Raw genomic sequence first — 16,678 nt, forward strand, 5'->3', positions numbered from 1 at the left:
AGGCGCGGCAGCGTTTTGATTTTGTGCATGATCTCTGGCGAAAATCTACTCGCTGACGATGCCGACCGGCGCCGTTTCGATCTTGAAGGCGGCCGAGATCAACGCCTTTGTATAGTCGGTCCGCGGTTTGCCGAAAATCTGTTCGGAAGGACCGGCCTCGACGATCCTGCCATTGCGCATGACGATGACTTCGTTGGCGAGCGCGCGGATGACCCTCAGATCGTGGCTGATGAAGAGGTAGGCGAGGTCGTGCTTGGCCTGCAGGCTGCGCAAGAGGTCGACGACCTGCGCCTGCACGCTCATGTCGAGCGCCGAGGTCGGCTCGTCCAGCATGACGAAACGCGGGTTGAGCACCATGGCGCGCGCGATGGCGACGCGCTGGCGCTGGCCGCCGGAGAATTCGTGCGGATAGCGGTTGCGCGTCGCCGGATCGAGGCCGACTTCCTTCAGCACGTCGACGACACGCTCGTCGCGCGCATCAGGCGACAGCTTCGGCTCATGGATCTTCAACCCTTCCTCGATGATCTCGGCGACCGACATGCGTGGACTGAGCGAACCGAACGGATCCTGGAAGACGATCTGCAACTCGCGCCGCAACGGCCGCATTTCGTTGAAGGACAGCTGATCGATGCCGCGTCCGTTGAACTGGATGGTCCCGGTCGACGAGATAATCCTGGCCAGTGCCAGGCCGAGCGTCGTCTTGCCTGAGCCGGATTCGCCGACGACGCCAAGTGTCTGGCCGGCCCGCACGGTGACGTCGATGCCGTCGACCGCCTTCACATTGTCGACGGTGCGCCGGAAGAAGCCCTTCTTGATCGGAAACCAGACCTTGACGTCCTTGCCGACCATCACCGGCTTGGCGGCCTGGTTGGCCGCCGGCGGCTTGCCTTTCGGCTCGGCGGCAAGCAGATGCCGCGTGTAGGCGTGCTGCGGATTGGCGAATATCTCCTTGGTCGGGCCGGTCTCGACGATCTTGCCCTTGGTCATCACGCAGACCCGGTCGGCGATCTTCCTGACGATGCCGAGATCGTGGGTGATGAACAGCATCGACATGTTCTTGCGGCTTTTCAGGCCGGCCAGCAATTCGAGGATCTGCGCCTGGACGGTGACGTCGAGCGCCGTCGTCGGCTCGTCGGCGATCAAAAGTTCAGGCTCGTTGGCCAGCGCCATGGCGATCATGACGCGCTGGCGCTGGCCGCCGGAAAGCTGGTGCGGATAGGCGTCGAGCCGCTTCTCCGGCTCGCGGATGCCGACCTCGTGCAGAAGTTCCAGCGTGCGCGCCTTGGCTTTGCGATCGCCCAGGCCCTGATGCAGCTTCAATACCTCGACGATCTGCTGCTCGATCGTATGCAGCGGGTTGAGCGAGGTCATCGGCTCCTGGAAGATCATGGTGATCTTGTTGCCGCGCACGCGGCGCAGGTCTCTCTCGTCGGCGGCAAGCAGGTCGGCGCCGAGGAACAGTATCCTTCCCGACGGGTGGCTGGCGGTCGGATAGGGCAGCAGCTTCAGCACCGACAGCGCGGTGACCGACTTGCCGGAGCCGGATTCGCCGACCAGCGCCACCGTCTCGCCCTTGGCAAGGTCGAAGGAAATATGGTCGACGGCGATCGACTGGTCGCCGGCTTGCGTGAAGGCGACGCTGAGATCCTGGACCGAGAGCAGCGGGGTGTCGCTCATCTGAACGTCTTGCGCGGATCGAAGGCGTCGCGGGTGGCCTCGCCGACGAAGACCAGCAGCGACAGCATCAGCGAGATGACGACGAAGCCGGAAATGCCGAGCCAGGGCGCGTTGAGGTTGCGCTGCGCCTGCTTCAACAGTTCGCCGAGCGAGGCGGAGCCGGGCGGCAGGCCGAAGCCGAGATAGTCGAGCGAGGTCAGCGTCGAGATCGAGCCGCTGAGCAGGAAGGGCAGGAAGGTCAGCGTCGCCACCATGGCGTTGGGCAGCAGATGCCGGAACATGATGGTGACGTTGGACACGCCGAGCGCGCGCGCCGCATTGACATATTCGAAGTTACGGGCGCGCAGGAACTCGGCCCGCACCACGCCGACCAGTGCCACCCAGGAGAACAGCAGCATCAATCCGAGCAGGATGAAGAAGCCGGGCGGCAGGATGGCGGCAACGATCAAGAGCAGATACAGCACCGGGATCGCCGACCAGATCTCGATGAAGCGCTGGAACAGAAGATCGGTCCAGCCGCCGAAATAGCCCTGCAAAGCGCCGGCCGCCACGCCGATCAGCGCCGAGCCGGCAGTCAGGATCAGCCCGAACAGCACCGAGATCCTGAAGCCGTAGATGACGCGCGCCAGCACGTCGCGGGCCTGGTCGTCGGTGCCCAGCCAGTTCCAGTTGCCGACGTTGCAATTGGGGTCTGCCTCGCCTTTCGGATACTGGTTGCAGCGCGTCTTCTTGTCGTAGAGCCAGGACGGCTTGGTCGGTGCTGCTTCGGGAATAGCGTTGTTGACGGTCTGGTAGGAGTAGCGCACCGGCGGCCAGCCCATCCAGCCATTGGCGTTGATCTCGTCCTGGATGACCGGGTCGCGGTAGTCGGTGACCGCATAGAAGCCACCGAACTTCTCCTCGGGATAGGCGACCAGGACCGGGAACAGGATCTCGCCCTTGTAGGAGGCGATGATCGGCTTGTCGTTGGCGATCAGTTCGGAAACCAGCGACAGCACGAACAGGAACAGGAAAATCCACAACGACCAGTAGCCGCGCCGGTTGGACTTGAAGTTCTGCAGGCGCCGCTGGTTGAGCGGCGACAGAAAGGGCCGCGCGATCCGAGGCGGCGCCGTTTCGGCTGTCACCTGCGCCATCAGACGTCTCTCCGCTCGAAGTCGATGCGCGGATCGACCCAGGTATAGATCAGATCGGACAAAAGCCCGACGAACAGGCCAAGCAGCGAGAAGATGTAGAGATTGGCGAAGACCACCGGATAGTCGCGCTGCACCACCGAGTTGAAACCAAGCAGGCCGAGGCCGTCGAGCGAAAAGATGTTCTCGATCAGCAGCGACCCGGTGAAGAATGCCGAGATGAAGGCACCGGGAAAACCGGCGATGACGATCAGCATGGCGTTGCGGAAGACGTGGCCATAAAGCACCTGCCGCTCCGACAGGCCCTTGGCGCGGGCTGTGACCACATATTGCTTGCGGATTTCCTCGAGGAACGAATTCTTGGTCAAAAGCGTCGTCGTGGCGAAGGCCGATAATACCAGCGCGGTCAGCGGCAAGGTCATATGCCAGAAATAGTCGACGATCCGCGCCGGCCACGACAGCTGGTCCCAATTGTCGGAGGTGATGCCGCGCAGCGGAAACCAGTCCCAGAACGAGCCACCGGCAAACAGCACCATCAGCAAGATGCCGAACAGGAACCCGGGTATGGCGTAGCCGACGATGACGACGCCGCTGGTCCAGACGTCGAAGGTGGAGCCGTCCTTGACCGCCTTGCGGATGCCGAGCGGGATCGAGATCAGATAGGACAAGAGCGTGATCCACAGCCCGATCGAGATCGACACCGGCATCTTTTCCAGGATCAGGTCGAGCACCGATATGTCGCGGAAATAGCTGTCGCCGAAATCGAAGCGGAGATAGTTCCACAGCATCATGCCGAAGCGCTCGAGCGGCGGCTTGTCGAAGCCGAACTGCTTCTCCAGCTTCTTGATGAATTCCGGATCGAGCCCTTGCGCGCCGCGGTATTTCGAGCCGACGTCGCCGGCGACATCGACATTGGCGCCGCCGGCATCACCGCCGCCGCCGCCGAGGCGATCGCTGCCGCCCTGGTTGGTCAGCCTGGCGATGACCTGCTCGACCGGCCCGCCTGGAGCAAACTGGATGACGGCAAATGACACCGCCATGATACCGAACAGGGTCGGGATCATCAAAAGGATGCGGCGCAATATGTAGGCGCCCATCAGGCTTTACCCTCCTTGAGGACGACCATTGTGTCTGAAGGTGCCCCTAAGGCAATCGCCCCAGGCCAATTGCCGAAGACGGTGCCGCCCTTCATTGTCCTGCCGGACATTTCTCCCCGTATAGTGACGGGGAGAAAGGGGCTGGCCGTAGTCTCGGCGCTTCTATTGCGACGCTTATGATCGGCGAAACCATCGATGAAAGCGCCCCTCTCCCCGTCGCTATACGGGGAGAGGATGCCGGCAGGCAGGTGAGGGGCGGCGCCAGCGCTCGCAAGAAATTCAGGCTTTGCCAATTTTTGCCGCCTTGTCTTTGTCGAACCACCACGACGTCTCGACCGGAAAGTCGTAATCCGGCTTTTGAGCGGGAAAGCCGAACATGTCCCAGAAGGCAGCCCGGTGATTCGCCAGATGATATGTTGGAATCCAGTCTAGCCGCGCGCGCAAGACCCGATCGAGCGCGTTGAGCGCCGTGACGAGTTCGATCCGGCTCTGCGCCTTACCGGCTGCCTCGATCAGCGCGTCGATGGCTTTGCTTTCCGTACCCGGATAGTTGCGCATCCCCGGCGTTTTCGCCATCCTGGAAGCATAGAGGATCTCCAAACCGTCGGTGGTGGGCGTCGCTCCGATCGACCATGCGAGCATGTTGAAGTCGAAGTCGAAATTGCTCTGCCGCGCTTCAAATTGCGTCGAGTCGACCTGCCGGATCGAAGCGTCGATGCCGATCGCCTTCATATTCTCGGACCACGGCGCAAAGATGCGGACGAGGCCCTCGTCCTCGGCCAGCATTTCCACCTGCAGTCGCTCGCCCTTGTCGTTGACAACGAAATTGCCCGCTCGCTTCCAGCCGGCTTCGGCAAGCAGCCTCGAAGCCTCGCGCAGCAGCTTGCGGTCATGGCCAGAACCGTCGGAAACGGGTTGCATCACCGGTTCGCCGAAGGTCTCCGGCGGCAACTCGGCGCGAAACGGCTCCAGCAGGGCCAACTCCTGCGGTGAGGGCAGGCCCTCGGCCTTGTAGTCCGATCGTTCGAAGTTCGAGTGCGAGCGCTCGTAGGAGCCGAAAAACAGCACCCGTTTCGTCCATTCGAAATCGAAGCAATAGGCGATTGCCTGTCTCACGCGCACATCGCGGAATTGCGGCCGACGCTGGTTCAGCGCGACGGCCTGCATAGAGGGCGTTTTCTCGCCGGGAAATTCGCGTTTGACGACCCTGCCATCCTTCAGCGCCGGAAAGTCGTAACCAGTCGCCCACACCCGCGCGGTGGCTTCCTCGCGAAAATGCGTGTCGCCTTTCTTGAACGCTTCAAAGGCCGCCTGGCGATCGAGATAGAAATCGATACGGATGCGGTCGAAATTATTAAGGCCGTGGTTCACGGCGAGATCGCGGCCCCAATAATCGGCGACGCGTTCATACTCGACAGTCTGCCCGGCCACCACCCGTCCCACCCTATATGGTCCGGAGCTGAGCGGTGGGGTTAACGTCGAGGCGTCGAAATCATTGGCCGTGTAGAAGGCTTTGGACACGATCGGCATTACGACGATCGCGAGGATATTCTGCGCCGACTGTTGGCCGTTGAAGGTAAGGCTGACTGTAAGCGGATCGATTGCGACCGCATCCGTCATGTGCCGCAGCGCTTGGGAAAGGTTCGGATGTCCCCGATCTTTGTAGAGGTTCAAGGCGAAGGCAACGTCCTCGGCGGTCAGCGGCGAGCCGTCATGGAAACGCGCTTGTGGCCGCAGGCTGAAGCGGAAGCCGTTGCGGTCCTGCGACAAGGTAACGGATTCGGCAAGCAGGCCGTAGACCGCATCCGGCTCATCGACTGCCCTTGCCATCAGCGAATCGAAACAGAGCTCGGTGCGCGGCGGCGAATCCCCCTTCAACACCAGCGAGTTCAACGTGTTGAAAGTCAGAAAGCTCTGATTGAGGGTGGAGTTCGGCGGGCCGAAATTCATCCGGCCGCCCTTGGGAGCGTCTGGATTGACATAGTCGAAATGCGTGAAATCCGGCCCGTATTTGAGATCGCCAAAAGCCGACAACCCGTGCAGTTTCACGCCGGTCGGAATGGCGGCGAAAGCTCGGCCTGGCAGCAGTGCCGCAGCGGCGGCAGCACCGCCAAGGGCCAGGAAGTCGCGACGAGGCAGCGCTGCCATCAATTGCCGCTCTTGTATTTGGCCGCCAGCGCCTTTTCCTTGTCCGGGTCGATCCACCAGGAATTCTGGTCGACGCCGCTATAGGCGGGCTGTTTCTCCGGCATACCGAACTTGTTCCAGTAGGCCAGCCAAACCACGGCGCGGTAATATTGCGGCACGACATAGTAGTTCCACAGCAGCACCCGGTCGAGCGCATGGGTGGCGGCAACCAGATCATCGCGGTCGGTGGCAAAGATGATGCGGTCGACCAGCGCATCGACGACCGGATTCTTGATGCCGGCGTAATTGCGCGATCCCGGCGAATCGGCGGCCTTGGAACTCCAGAAATCGCGCTGTTCATTGCCGGGAGAGTCCGACTGCCCGAGTATCGAAGTGACCACGTCAAAGTCGAAGTGGGTGACTCGGTTGATATACTGGGTTTGGTCGATCAGGCGCAGCGTTGCGTCGACGCCGATTTTGCGCAGATTGGCGACATACGGGCTGGCGATGACCTGGTCGGTGTCGTTCCAACCGAGGATCTCGAATTTGAACGGTTCGCCGGTCTTGGCGTTGACCATCTTGCCGCCTTTGATCACCCAGCCTGCCTTGGCGAACAGATCGACCGCGGTTTTCAGGTATTTGCGCTCCGCCTGGGCGGTGTCGTAGACCGGCAGCTTGAATTCCTGGGTGAAGACTTCAGGCGGCAGCTTGTCGCGGTACTGCTCGAGGATTTCCAGTTCCTTGCCTTGCGGCAGGCCGCTCGACGCCAGCTCAGTGCCCTGGAAATAGCTGCTGGTGCGGGTGTTGGAGCCAAAAAACAGCGTCCGGTTCATCGTCTCGAAATCGAACGGATACATCAGCGCGGCGCGCACCAGGCGATCCCTAAACAGCGGGCGCCTGGTGTTGAGCATGAAGGCCTGCATCGGTTCGGGCGACGCGGTCTTGAATTCCTTCTTGATGACGTCGCCGGCCTTGACCGCCGGGAAGTCATAGGCCGTGTTCCAGCGCCTCGAACTGTTCTCCGGCTTGATGTCGTCCAGCCCGCCCTTGGTGAAGGCCTGCCAGGCGGCATTGTCGTCGAGAAAATAGGTGAAACGCTGCCTGTCGAAATTCTCACGGCCAATTTTCACCGGCAGCTTGGCCGCCCAGTAGTCCGGCACGCGCTGCCAGATGATTTCGGACCCCGGCTTGAAGCTGGCGATCTTGTAGGCGGCCGAGCCGAGCGGCGGCTCCTGCGTCGGCTTTGTGACGTCGCGCTTCTTGCCGTTGGCGTCGGTGCCTTCCCACCAGTGCTTGGGCAGCACGACGAGACCGCCGAGAATCTGAGGTAACTCCCGATTGCCCTTCTGGTTGAAATGGAACTCCACCTCGCGATCGGAGATCGCAACCGCGTCGGTGACGTTCTCGAAATAACGGCTGTACATCGGGCTGTTCGCCTTCAGCACCTGGAACGACCAGATCACGTCGTCGGTGGTGATCGGCTGGCCGTCATGCCATTTGGCGCGCGGGTCGAGCCGGTAGGTCGCCGAGGAATAGTCGGCCGGGTATTTGTAGGCATCGGCGATCAGCGGATGGTTGACGCTGCCCTCATCCGTCGCCTGCTCCATCAGCGTGTCGTAGAGCAGGCCGCCGCCGAACTGCACGAAGCCGGCGGCCGGCGAACCCTGCACGATATAGGGGTTGAAGCTGTCGAACGTGCCGAGCACTACTGAGTTCACTGTGCCGCCTTTCGGAGCATCCGGATTGACGTAGTCGTAGTGCTGGAAATTGTCGCCGTATTTGGATTCGCCGATCAGCGACGAGGTCGTGCGCCATTCGTCCGCGAAGGCCGCCTGCAGGCCGCCGGCAAAAGCAGCCAGCATCAGCACTGATTTCAGAAGCGTCCGCGCTCGGCCAACCGTCATGCGTTCTCCTCTTCGCGATATAGCGCCGTCACCATAGCGTCTGGCCCAATCTAGATCATTTGGCGGCGCTGAAAACCGCAACCGAGCGGCTTTGTCGTCGCATATGCATTTTTCCTAACGAAAAAGCCGGGCTGAACCCGGCTTTTTCAAGGATAATGTCATTACAGTTTTGTTATTTTGCGGGTGTCGCCGGGGCGGCTGGCGCCGCGCCTTCTGCCGGCTTGGCAGGGGCTGCACCTTCGGCCGGCTTGGCGGGCGCGTTTTCGGCCGAGGCGCCGGGCGCCGGCAGCGGCTTCGGATTGTCCGACAGCGTGCGCAGATAGGCGATGACGTTGGCGCGGTCCTCATCCTTGGGCAGGCCGGCGAAACCCATCGCCGTGCCCTTCACGAACTTCTTCGGCGAGGTGATGAAGTGGTTGAGATTGTCGTAGGTCCACTTCTCGCTGCCGCCCTTGGAGAACTCCTTCATGCCGGCCGAATAGGCAAAGCCCTCATGCTCGGCGACCGGACGGTCGACGATGTCCCAGAGATCGGGCCCAACCTTGTTGGGGCCACCCTTTTCGCCGGAGTGGCAAGCCTGGCATTTCTTGAAGATGGCGGCGCCCGCTTCGGCGTTGGCAGTGGTCAGCAGCTCGGCGATCGGCTTCACGGCCGCGGCGGGAGCGGCCGGGCCGCCTTCGGCGGGCTCGGTCGCCTCGATGACGAAGCCGGGCTTTTCAGGCGCCGGCGAGGCAAACAGCGCGTCGGACACGATGCCAACGGAAAAGACGATGAACACGGTGCCGAGAAAGCCGGCGAGCAGCTTGTTGACTTCGTTGGAATCCATACGCCCCAGGCTCCCTTTTCCGGCGGACCGATCCGTCCACTCCGTCCGTCGGTATCGTGAACCACCCTGCGAGGCGGTCAAATCGCGCGGAAACTAGGTCTTTTGCTCCGGCGTTGCAACACCTATAAGGGCGCTGCCAGTGAGACCTTTTGCCACTTTTGTCCCCCTCTTTTTCGAGCCCCTGCCCGCCTCATGTCCACGCTCATCCTGATCCCGGCCCGCATGGCCTCGACGCGCCTGCCGGGCAAGCCGCTGGCCGACATTGCCGGCACTCCGATGATCGTCCACGTCGCCCGCCGTGCTGCCGAGGCGGGGCTCGGCCGGGTCGTCGTCGCCACCGACACGCAAGGCGTTGCGGAGGCGGTGCGCGCGCATGGTTTCGAGGCGGTGATGACGCGGGCGGACCACGAAACCGGTTCCGACCGCATCTTCGAAGCGCTGACCATCCTCGACCCTGGCAACAGCGTCGAGACCATCGTCAATGTGCAGGGCGATCTGCCGACCATCGACCCCCTTGTTATCGGCGCCGCGCTGAAGCCTTTCGAGAACGCAGCGGTGGATATCGCCACGCTCTGCGTCGAGATCGTACGCGACGAGGAAAAGACCAATCCGAACGTCGTCAAGCTGGTCGGCTCGCCACTCTCGACGACGCGGCTCAGGGCGCTCTATTTCACCCGCGCCACTGCCCCTTGGGGCGAAGGCCCGCTCTACCATCATATCGGCCTCTATGCCTATCGCCGCGCCGCGCTCGAACGCTTCGTTGCGCTGAGGCCGTCGCCGCTGGAGCGCCGCGAGCGGCTGGAGCAGTTGCGGGCGCTTGAGGCCGGCATGCGCATCGATGCGGAGATCGTGCAGTCGGTGCCGCTTGGCGTCGACACGCCGGACGATCTCGAACGCGCCAGGGCGCTCCTTTCCGACTAAGAAATTCCCTCAATTCCCGAGACTCCGCGCATGCCTGAAAAGACCAACAAAATATCCTTCCAGGGCGAGCCGGGCGCCAATTCCGACACCGCCTGCCGCAACATGTTCCCGTCGATGGAGCCGTTGCCGTGCCCGACCTTCGAGGACGCCTTCAACGCCGTCGAGACCGGCAGGGCCGATCTGGCGATGATCCCGATCGAGAACACCATTGCCGGCCGCGTCGCCGACATCCATCACCTCTTGCCGGAATCGAAGCTGCACATCGTCGGCGAATACTTTCTGCCGATCCACTTCCAGCTGATGGTGCTGCCCGGCGTCAGGCGCGACGAGATCAGGACCGTGCACAGCCACATCCACGCGCTCGGCCAATGCCGCAAATACATCCGCAAGAACGGCTGGAAGGCGACGGTGGCCGGCGACACCGCGGGCGCAGCCAAGATGGTCGCCGCGATGAAGGACCGCACCATGGCCGCGCTGGCGCCGGCGCTGGCCTCGACCCTCTACGGGCTCGACATCATCGAGGAGAATGTCGAGGACACCGACAGCAACGTCACCCGCTTCGTCGTGCTGACCAAGAACAAGCAATGGGCCGAACGTCCCTCGGCCGACGCCAGGATGATGACGACCTTCATCTTCCGCGTCCGCAATGTGCCGGCGGCGCTCTACAAGGCGATGGGCGGCTTCGCCACCAATGGCATCAACATGACCAAGCTGGAAAGCTACCAGCTCGGCGCGTTTACAGCGACGCTGTTCTACGCCGATATCGAGGGTCATCCCGACGATCCGCTGGTGAAGCTGGCCCTCGACGAGTTGCGCTTTTTCTCGCGCGAAATGCGCATCCTCGGCGTCTATCCCGCCAGCGCCTCGCGCGAGCAGTGGAAGGTGGCGGATTAGGATCCGGTCAGGTCAGGCCGAGCTTGTTCTGTTTGGCCGGCTTGCCGCATTCGCGCCGGCTGATCGACCGGTTCATGGCGTCGATCTTGCCGCTTGCCTGGTCGGCGTCGCGTTTGGCTTTTGAGCGCATATCCGGCGTGAACGGGCCAAAGCCCGTCGCCGGGTTGGAGAACGACGGCTTGGCGTCCACCGGCAGATGATATTGCTGCGCCAGGCCGTTTCGTTGCGCCAGCAATTGATCGCAAGGCACCTTGTCATATAGCAGCGAGGACTGGACGTTTTCGTCCTGCCGTTCGGACATCGAATTGCCGACGCAGCCGGCCATCGCCAGGCAAGACGCCAAGACCGTCATGTTCCAGCGCATGAACGTGCTCCTTGTCTTTCGCAGCTGCGGCTTCTCATGCGCAGCGGCAGAAGTCTTAGCCAGATTTTACGCTGCCGGAAAGCAAGCTTGCCACTACGGCCAGCCCTTCGACCGGTTCGCGGCGATCCTGCCGGATGATCGTTGCCTGCAGCGACAGGATCGAAAAGCCGTCGGCATCCAGAACGCGCTCTACATAGCCTTGCGAATGCGCGTAGCGGCGCGACGGCTGCAAGGCGAAGCCGGCGCTGTCAGACGATTCTCCGCCCGGGAGCGTCTCGACGGAGAACGCAAACAGACCGCCGCCGGCAAGCATTCCGGCAATCTTGTTCACCACCTTTTCAAGTAGGCCGACATACATGAACACATCGGCCGCCGTCACCAGATCGGCTTTCGGGCCAGAATAGCAAAAGTCCTGCAGATCCGTCTTGACGAGCAGATCGTAGACGCCTTTGGCGCTCGCCTGCCTCAGCATGCCGGCCGAGATGTCGTAACCCTCCAGCCGGTCGGCGATCGGCCGCAGCTTCTGGCCCATGAGGCCGGTGCCGCAGCCGAGATCGAGCACCAGCGAAAACCGGCCCGGCCGTGCCGCCTGGATGGCGCGGTCGAGGCATTCGGGCAGGCGGTAGCCGAGCCTGTCGACTAGTTCAGCCTCGAAACTCCCGGCATAGTGGTCGTAAAGCGTCTCGACAAAGGCGCTGGGCGGCGCCTGTGCCGCCGCCGCCATACCGATCAATTGCAGCTTGAGCACCGCGCCAAGCCTGTCCGCCGGGTCCAGCCGCAGTGCCGTCGTCCAGGCCTGCGCGGCACGATCGCGCGCGCCCGCCGCTTCCTGCATCTCGCCGAGGCGGAACCAGCCGGCTGGCCATTGCGGCGCCAGTTCGAGCGCGCCGAGCAGCAATTCCGCCGCTGCCGCATGATCGCCGGATGCATAGAGCATTTCGGCATAGTCGGCGCGGCGGTCGGCGGTCAAATCGCCGGACGAGGTCTGGAGCGGTTTCATCGTGATCGGGTTCCGCCGGGTGTTTGCAGCCGGCTTGCGCTCTATGCTGGAGTCAGCAGTGACTTACAACAGGCTTCCCGCGCCGGAATTAGCGCCTATCTTGGGGCCATGCGCGCCAGCGACCTGCTTCATCCCCGGCCGGAAGGGCTGTATTGCCCGCCCGGCGATTTCTTCATCGACCCGGTGCGGCCGGTCAACCGGGCGCTGATCACACATGGCCATTCCGACCATGCCCGCTCCGGCCACCGCTCGGTGATGGCGACGCAGCAGACGCTCGACATCATGGGGCTGCGCTACGGCGACAGTTTTGCCGGAACGACGCAAGCCGCCGTGCTCGGCGAGACGATTGCGCTCGACGGCGTCACCGTCAGCTTTCACCCGGCCGGCCATGTTCTGGGCTCGGCGCAGATCAAGGTCGCGCATCAGGGCACGTGCATCGTCGCGTCCGGCGACTATAAACGCCAGAAGGACGCGACCTGCGAGCCGTTCGAGCCGCTCAAATGCGACGTCTTCATCACCGAGGCGACGTTCGGCCTGCCGGTGTTTCGGCATCCGCCCGATACCGAAGAGATCGCCCGGTTGCTGAAATCGACCGAACAGTTTCCCGAGCGCACGCATCTGGTCGGCGCTTATGCGCTGGGCAAGGCGCAGCGTGTCATGCGGCTGCTGCGCGATGCCGGCTACGAAAAGCCGATCTACATCCATGGTGCGCTGGCCAAGCTCAGCGAATATTACCAGAGCCAGGGCATCGATCTCGGCACATTGGAACCGGCGACCGTCGAGACCGGCCAAAAAAGCGACTTTGCCGGCGCCATCGTCGTCGGCCCGCCATCCGCCTTCGCCGATCGCTGGGCGCGGCGTTTTCCCGATCCGATGTCGTGCTTCGCCTCAGGCTGGATGCGCATCCGCCAGCGCGCCAAGCAGGGCGGCGTCGAGCTGCCGCTGATCATCTCCGATCACTCCGACTGGGACGAGCTGACAGCAACGATCAAGGAGACCGGCGCCGAAGAAATCTGGGTAACGCATGGCCGCGAGGAGGCGCTGGTGCGCTGGTGCGAACTCGAAGGCATCGCCGCCAGGCCGCTGCATCTGGTTGGTTATGAGGACGAGGGCGATTGAGAATGCGAGGTTCGATGGTCACCTGCGCAGAGCTCTACGGCGCCCCCCTCTGTCCTGCCGGACATCTCCCCCACGAGGGGGGAGATTGGATGTCGCGCCGGCTTTCGCCAACCACCAACGTTGCTGGACGGGTGGCAAGGACGAAACTGCCAATCTCCCCCCTCGTGGGGGAGATGTCCGGCAGGACAGAGGGGGGCGCGACAGAACGCAAGCCTTTCCCATTGGCGCTCCGCTCATGAACCGCTTCGCCGAGCTTCTCGACCGGCTGGTGCTGACGCCGTCGCGCAACGGCAAGCTGACGCTGTTGACCGACTATTTTCGCAGCGTCGAGGATCCGGACCGCGGGCTGGCGCTGGCGGCCATTACCGGCGATCTGTCCATCGCCGCGGTCAAGCCGGCGATGCTGCGCACTCTGGTGATCGAGCGCATGGATCCGGTGCTGTTTGGCTATTCCTATGATTATGTCGGCGATCTGGCCGAGACCGTGTCGCTGGTCTGGCCGCAATCGCCTCTCGATATCGCGAACCACGAGCCGACGCTGGCCGAGGTGGTGGCCAAGCTGCAGGCGGCGAGCCGCTCCGACGGGCCGCAGGTGCTGGCCCGGCTGCTCGACAGCGCCAGCACGTCGGCGCGCTTCGCCATCATAAAGCTGGTCACCGGCGGCCTGCGCATCGGCGTCTCGGCGCGGCTGGCCAAGCAGGCGCTAGCCGATTTCGGCAAGGTCGATATCGCCGAGATCGAGGAACTCTGGCACGGGCTGACGCCGCCCTATATCGGGCTGTTCGCCTGGCTGGAGCGTAAAGCGGAAAAACCCAGGAAGACGGCGCTGGCGCTGTTCAGGCCGGTGATGCTGTCGAATGCCGTCGGCGACGGCGACCTCGAAAAGCTCGACCCGGCCGACTACGCGGCCGAATGGAAATGGGACGGCATCCGCGTCCAGGCGGTTTGCGAAGGCGGCATTCGCCGGCTCTATTCGCGCACCGGTGACGATGTCTCCGGTGCCTTTCCGGATCTTGCCGAGGCCATGGATTTTTCAGGAGCCCTCGACGGCGAGCTTCTGGTCGGTGACCCCAGGCAGGCGACGGGCACGTTCTCGGACCTGCAGCAGCGGCTGAACCGCAAGACCGTGTCACCCAAGATCCAGCAGCAATACCCCGCCTTCATGCGCTGCTACGATGCGCTGCAGATTGGTGACGAGGATGTGCGCGGATTGCCCTTCCGCGAACGACGCGGCCGGCTCGAGGCCTTCGTCAGGACGCTCGATCCGAGCCGCTTCGATCTGTCGCCGCTGGTCGAATTCACCAACTGGCAGGCACTCGAGGAATTGCGCCGCAAGCCGCTGCATCCGGTCATCGAAGGCGTCATGCTGAAGCGCTGGGATTCGCCGTATGTGGCCGGGCGGCCGAAGGGCCCGTGGTTCAAGTGGAAGCGCGATCCGCACACGGTCGACGCGGTGCTGATGTATGCCCAGCGCGGCCACGGCAAACGCTCGAGCTTCTATTCCGACTACACATTCGGCGTCTGGTCCGGGCCGGAAGGATCGGAGGAGCTGGTGCCGGTGGGAAAAGCCTATTTCGGCTTCACCGACGAGGAACTGAGGCAGATCGACAAATATGTCCGCGACAATACGATCGAGCGCTTTGGCCCGGTCCGCTCGGTGCGTGCCGACCGCAGGAACGGGCTGGTGCTGGAGGTTGCGTTCGAAGGTCTCAACCGCTCGACGCGGCACAAATCCGGCGTTGCCATGCGCTTTCCGCGCATTTCGCGGCTACGCTGGGACAAGCCGGCGGCCGAAGCCGACCGCATCGAGACGCTGCAGGCGCTGCTCGATAGTTAATGCATGTCGCGCAAAAAGTGTGCAGCGGTTTTGCGGTAACGACATGCATCAAAACAAGAACCTGAAGCGCGTCGCATGAGGCCGGAACGCGACGTGCTTTAGGGAACGACTGAAACGCGGATCTCGTAGATGTCGACCGACTTGCCCTGCTTGTCGAAGTCGGAATTGATGGCGATGGTGCCGGCAGCGCCCGGACGCTTGTTGGGAAAGCGCACGTCGAACAGATATTCATTGCGCTCGCGACCGACGGCATAGCGCTTGCGGCCGCAGTCGCCGAGTTCGCCGAAATTGCAATCGACGGAAATCTGCGTCTCCTGGCCCTCCTCGGAGCGCGCGATGATGTCGAATGTGGCATGCTTGCCGGCCAGTTTTTCCAGCACGCCTTGTCCGACGTCGAAGCTGATGGCCGAGCCGGATGCCCCCGAGCGGATGCGCAGGAAGGAACCGCTTTCGTCCTGGATGACGTCGGCCTTGGCGTCCGACGGTGCATTGACCTGCGTCGGGTCACCCGGCGAAAAGACATTGATCCAGTCGTGCGTCTGGTCCTGCTCGCCCTGCTTCGGCGGCGAAGCAGTGTCGTCCGGCGTGAAATCATCGCCGTCGACCGTTGGCGGCGCTTCCGGTGGCGCTGTGTCGAGCTCGGTCGCCGATTTGAAGACGCCGGTCTGGTTGGCGAAATAAAGGCCGATGCCGGCGGCTGCGAGCAGCGTCACACCGAAGAAGATGGCGGTCAAGGGCAGGCGCCGCCGCCTCGCCCGCCGGTCGTCGCGGTCGGGCGTCACTTCCGCGTCGTCCGTTTCGGCGTCGGCTTCGGTCGGAACCGAGGCCCCCATGTCGATCACGGGCGCCTCGGCAACAGGCGCATCGGGCATGATGTCGGGAACGACCGGCAGGACGCGCGACCGCGGCGCATCGGATTCGGGCGGCTGCGCCGGACCGTCAACGACGACATCGGGCGACGGCGCGGCTTCAGCTTCGGCCGGGGGCTCCACCTCCGGTGCTGCCTCCAAACTGTCGGTCGGCGCGGCGACGTCGGCAACCGCCGGCAGGAATTCCGATTCGATTTCGGTGATCTTCGCCTGGACCGCCTTGCGCCGCTTGATGGCGACCTCCACCGTGACGTTTGGATTGGCCTGCAGGGCACGGTCGAGTGCCGCGAAAGCCGATCGATAGACCCGCTCGCGAAACGCCCGGTCGTCGGCATTGCCTTTCTCGAAGGCATTGCGGATCGCTTTTTCGATCGCGTCCAAGCGAATTCCCTCTGCAATTTCACTCACATTGCCATGATCGTTAGCCGCAGGCGACCAATCAATCAACAAGCGAGCGGCCGCATTCTGCCTTGCCGAGGGGCACAAAGCTCATTTCGGCGGTTTTCGGTAAAGGAATCAACATTTTTCGCTGATTTTCCCGCCACCGCCAACGTGGCGGACGGGACGGCATCACGCGGCCAACGGCAGATCCGCGCGGCGGCTGCCCTTGCGCCCGGCCGGAGGCGGCACCAATTGCCTCGTCCTGAAATCGCGACTGCCATCTTGAATTCGCGGCCGGTTGCGTCTATCACGCAGCCCATCTTGGAAGCTCGGCTTCCCGGGCCGCTTTAGCTCAGTTGGTAGAGCACATCATTCGTAATGATGGGGTCAGGTGTTCGAATCACCTAAGCGGCACCAAATCCCGCGTGTCCAACCCGGAGACATGGGTAACAGATTGTACTTAAGACATGGGTGACAACCTCGTGCCGAACGGGTTGTCGATGGTCTGCAAGGTCCTCTGTTCCAAGTC

13 protein-coding genes and 1 tRNA gene are annotated in these 16,678 nt (G+C 62.9%); 5 read left to right on the forward strand and 9 right to left on the reverse strand.

What is annotated here, in order from left to right; translation table 11 throughout:
- Nucleotides 1–45 precede the first annotated feature (45 nt).
- The 6 genes from NKH30_RS12920 to NKH30_RS12945 all read right to left on the reverse strand — a co-directional run bounded on the left by NKH30_RS12920 (nt 46) and on the right by NKH30_RS12945 (nt 8,764).
- Nucleotides 46–1,677: an ABC transporter ATP-binding protein gene (locus NKH30_RS12920; RefSeq protein ID WP_352995654.1), complete on the reverse strand. Its 1,632-nt coding sequence runs from the start codon at nt 1,675–1,677 to the stop codon at nt 46–48.
- A complete protein-coding gene (locus tag NKH30_RS12925) occupies nt 1,674–2,813 on the reverse strand; it encodes an ABC transporter permease (protein ID WP_352995657.1) in 1,140 nt (379 codons plus the stop codon). The genes NKH30_RS12920 and NKH30_RS12925 overlap by 4 nt, the downstream gene beginning before the upstream one ends.
- Nucleotides 2,813–3,907: a microcin C ABC transporter permease YejB gene (locus NKH30_RS12930; protein ID WP_352470038.1), complete on the reverse strand. Its 1,095-nt coding sequence runs from the start codon at nt 3,905–3,907 to the stop codon at nt 2,813–2,815. Before NKH30_RS12930 ends, NKH30_RS12925 begins: the two co-directional genes overlap by 1 nt.
- Nucleotides 3,908–4,186: 279 nt before the next feature.
- A complete protein-coding gene (locus NKH30_RS12935; RefSeq protein ID WP_352995660.1) occupies nt 4,187–6,055 on the reverse strand; it encodes an extracellular solute-binding protein in 1,869 nt (622 codons plus the stop codon).
- Nucleotides 6,055–7,938, reverse strand: a complete 1,884-nt coding sequence (locus NKH30_RS12940; protein ID WP_352995662.1) for an extracellular solute-binding protein — start codon at nt 7,936–7,938, stop codon at nt 6,055–6,057. The genes NKH30_RS12935 and NKH30_RS12940 overlap by 1 nt, the downstream gene beginning before the upstream one ends.
- A gap of 172 nt (nt 7,939–8,110) precedes the next feature.
- On the reverse strand, nt 8,111–8,764 hold the full coding sequence (locus tag NKH30_RS12945) for a c-type cytochrome (RefSeq protein WP_352995665.1): 654 nt from the start codon (nt 8,762–8,764) through the stop codon (nt 8,111–8,113).
- A gap of 192 nt (nt 8,765–8,956) precedes the next feature.
- On the opposite strand from NKH30_RS12945, the gene NKH30_RS12950 reads away from it, so the two are divergent.
- Together NKH30_RS12950 and NKH30_RS12955 are read left to right on the forward strand one after the other, a co-directional pair.
- Entirely contained in the window at nt 8,957–9,685 is a 729-nt protein-coding gene (locus NKH30_RS12950; RefSeq protein ID WP_352995667.1) for a 3-deoxy-manno-octulosonate cytidylyltransferase, read from the forward strand.
- A gap of 30 nt (nt 9,686–9,715) precedes the next feature.
- On the forward strand, nt 9,716–10,579 hold the full coding sequence (locus NKH30_RS12955; RefSeq protein WP_352969707.1) for a prephenate dehydratase: 864 nt from the start codon (nt 9,716–9,718) through the stop codon (nt 10,577–10,579).
- A gap of 7 nt (nt 10,580–10,586) precedes the next feature.
- Here the strand turns inward: NKH30_RS12955 and NKH30_RS12960 are convergent, their stop codons facing one another.
- The gene (locus NKH30_RS12960; RefSeq protein ID WP_352681286.1) at nt 10,587–10,943 is read right to left on the reverse strand and encodes a hypothetical protein; all 357 of its coding nucleotides are present in this window, start codon (nt 10,941–10,943) and stop codon (nt 10,587–10,589) included.
- Between the two features lie 55 nt (nt 10,944–10,998).
- On the reverse strand, nt 10,999–11,943 hold the full coding sequence (locus tag NKH30_RS12965; RefSeq protein WP_352969709.1) for a methyltransferase domain-containing protein: 945 nt from the start codon (nt 11,941–11,943) through the stop codon (nt 10,999–11,001).
- Between the two features lie 108 nt (nt 11,944–12,051).
- Between NKH30_RS12965 and NKH30_RS12970 the strand changes: the two genes are divergently transcribed.
- Entirely contained in the window at nt 12,052–13,062 is a 1,011-nt protein-coding gene (locus tag NKH30_RS12970; RefSeq protein WP_352969710.1) for a ligase-associated DNA damage response exonuclease, read from the forward strand.
- Between the two features lie 235 nt (nt 13,063–13,297).
- Nucleotides 13,298–14,899, forward strand: a complete 1,602-nt coding sequence (locus tag NKH30_RS12975) for a cisplatin damage response ATP-dependent DNA ligase (protein ID WP_352995672.1) — start codon at nt 13,298–13,300, stop codon at nt 14,897–14,899.
- 98 nt (nt 14,900–14,997) lie between these two features.
- On the opposite strand, the gene NKH30_RS12980 is transcribed toward NKH30_RS12975, so the two are convergent.
- On the reverse strand, nt 14,998–16,149 hold the full coding sequence (locus NKH30_RS12980) for a hypothetical protein (protein WP_352969714.1): 1,152 nt from the start codon (nt 16,147–16,149) through the stop codon (nt 14,998–15,000).
- Nucleotides 16,150–16,490: 341 nt separating this feature from the next.
- On the opposite strand from NKH30_RS12980, the gene NKH30_RS12985 reads away from it, so the two are divergent.
- Nucleotides 16,491–16,566: transfer RNA gene (locus NKH30_RS12985), tRNA-Thr, on the forward strand.
- Nucleotides 16,567–16,678: the final 112 nt, after the last annotated feature.

Source organism: Mesorhizobium sp. M1273 (assembly GCF_040318195.1).
Taxonomy (GTDB): Bacteria; Pseudomonadota; Alphaproteobacteria; order Rhizobiales; family Rhizobiaceae; genus Mesorhizobium.

Excerpts from the sequence above, each read along its gene's own strand:
- NKH30_RS12920 (WP_352995654.1), bottom strand. The coding sequence starts at position 1,677 with ATGAGCGACACCCCGCTGCTCTCGGTCCAGGATCTCAGCGTCGCCTTC.
- NKH30_RS12975 (WP_352995672.1), top strand. The coding sequence starts at position 13,298 with ATGAACCGCTTCGCCGAGCTTCTCGACCGGCTGGTGCTGACGCCGTCG.
- NKH30_RS12965 (WP_352969709.1), bottom strand. The coding sequence starts at position 11,943 with ATGAAACCGCTCCAGACCTCGTCCGGCGATTTGACCGCCGACCGCCGC.
- NKH30_RS12925 (WP_352995657.1), bottom strand. The coding sequence starts at position 2,813 with ATGGCGCAGGTGACAGCCGAAACGGCGCCGCCTCGGATCGCGCGGCCC.
- NKH30_RS12940 (WP_352995662.1), bottom strand. The coding sequence starts at position 7,938 with ATGACGGTTGGCCGAGCGCGGACGCTTCTGAAATCAGTGCTGATGCTG.
- NKH30_RS12935 (WP_352995660.1), bottom strand. The coding sequence starts at position 6,055 with ATGGCAGCGCTGCCTCGTCGCGACTTCCTGGCCCTTGGCGGTGCTGCC.
- NKH30_RS12970 (WP_352969710.1), top strand. The coding sequence starts at position 12,052 with ATGCGCGCCAGCGACCTGCTTCATCCCCGGCCGGAAGGGCTGTATTGC.
- NKH30_RS12930 (WP_352470038.1), bottom strand. The coding sequence starts at position 3,907 with ATGGGCGCCTACATATTGCGCCGCATCCTTTTGATGATCCCGACCCTG.
- NKH30_RS12950 (WP_352995667.1), top strand. The coding sequence starts at position 8,957 with ATGTCCACGCTCATCCTGATCCCGGCCCGCATGGCCTCGACGCGCCTG.
- NKH30_RS12955 (WP_352969707.1), top strand. The coding sequence starts at position 9,716 with ATGCCTGAAAAGACCAACAAAATATCCTTCCAGGGCGAGCCGGGCGCC.
- NKH30_RS12960 (WP_352681286.1), bottom strand. The coding sequence starts at position 10,943 with ATGCGCTGGAACATGACGGTCTTGGCGTCTTGCCTGGCGATGGCCGGC.
- NKH30_RS12945 (WP_352995665.1), bottom strand. The coding sequence starts at position 8,764 with ATGGATTCCAACGAAGTCAACAAGCTGCTCGCCGGCTTTCTCGGCACC.